The sequence below is a fragment of the Tessaracoccus oleiagri genome, from assembly GCF_900103275.1.
GTDB lineage: Bacteria > Actinomycetota > Actinomycetes > Propionibacteriales > Propionibacteriaceae > Arachnia > Arachnia oleiagri.
In genome coordinates this window covers 1-1,476 of the sequence record NZ_FNGP01000011.1, presented here as the reverse complement: position 1 = coordinate 1,476, position 1,476 = coordinate 1, and the positions used below count along the sequence as shown (strand labels likewise).

Below are 1,476 nucleotides of genomic sequence, written 5' to 3'. Positions count from 1 at the left end.
TACCGCGCAGCACCCGTGGACACCCGGGAGTTGCGGATCGTGACGTTGTTCGCCTGGACGTCGATCGAACCGTCCACATCCAGCCCGTCGATCACGGTCCCCGGCGTCGTCACCACGATGCTCCCCGACCGACGCAGCACGGTCCCGGCAGGGACGCCGGTGTTCGTCGCGTTCGGGAACCCCGTCGGCGCCGCGGTCTGGGTCGGAGCCGGGGACGACGCCGGGGCGGTCCTCGTCAGCACGAACTCGTTGGAGACGACGGAGAAGCCATCACCCTGGACCGCGACGCGGTAGGTGTACTTGCCCGCGGTGTCGGCACCGTAGGTGAGCGGCAGCACGAACGACCCGTCGGCCTTCACGGTGGAGAACTGGGAACGGGACCAGCGGTCGCCGATGCGCACTTGGGTCTCGATGCGGGTGCCCGCGCCGATGCCCGTGGTGCTGCCCCACGTGTAGGTGTCCGCACCGACCGTCTTGGTCCCGGCGGAATACGCCCTGATGGAAGCGTCCCGGGCGACGTCGGAGCCGGTGCGCTCCAGCGTGACCTCCGGGGACGTGGTCGCCACCCCGTTGTGCCGGGTGACGAAGCGCCAGACATAGGTGCCCGGCTGGCGCTTCCCGTAGGTGAGTTCGATGGCGAAGGTGCCGTCGGACCTGACTGCGGAGACCTGGGAACGCGACCAGTTCCCGGACACCTTGACCTGGGACTCGATGTGGGCGCCGGCGGGGATGCCGGACACGCGGCCCCAGCCGTAGGTCTCCTGGCCGACCGGCTTGGTCCCGGCCGTGGCGGCCGACACGGCGCGCTGGGTGGTGCGGGTCAGCTCGAAGGAGTTGGAGACGACCGCGGCCTTCCCGGAGGGCAGGGCCACCACACGCCAGCGGTGGGTGCCCGCCTGGTACTTGCCGTAGGTGAGTTCGATGGTGAAGGTGCCGTCCGACTTCACGGAGGACTGCTGGGAGGTGGACCAGGCACCGTTGACGAGCACCTGGGTGGTGATCTTCGTGCCGGCGGGGACGCCCTTCGTCGAGCCCCAGGTGTACGTGGTCTGGCCGACGGGCTTGGTGCCGGCGGAGTAGGCCGAAACGGCCGACCCGACGGTGGTCGAGGTGGAGGTGCTGGTGGTGGCGTCGGTGTCTGCGTGCGCGACGTGGGTCGGGACGAAGACGCCGGCCGCCAGCACGAGGCTGGAGGTCAGTGCCAGGAGGCGAGTGCTGCAGTTCATGGTTCCTGTGGGGGGTAGGGAGTGTTCGTGAGCGGCAGGGGTCAGCCCCCGCCGGGACCCGGCAGGTCTCGGCGGGGGCTGACCGACTTGAGCACGGGAGGTGTTACCGCGCGGGCTCGTTGTTGTCGTGGTAGACGTTGCTGGTCTCCCAGACGCTGTTCTGCAGGTTGCCCTGCACGCCGTACTGGTGGTCACGGCCGAAGCGGTTCGCGCTGTACACAGCACTGTCCACCTCACCGCGGCCACCACC

1 protein-coding gene is annotated in these 1,476 nt (G+C 69.6%); it reads right to left on the bottom strand.

What is annotated here, in order from left to right; genetic code table 11:
* Nucleotides 1-1,226, bottom strand: a 1,226-nt coding sequence (locus tag BLR46_RS14730) for a hypothetical protein (protein ID WP_218118496.1), incomplete at its 3' end; no start/stop codon positions are given.
* Nucleotides 1,227-1,476 lie beyond the last annotated feature (250 nt).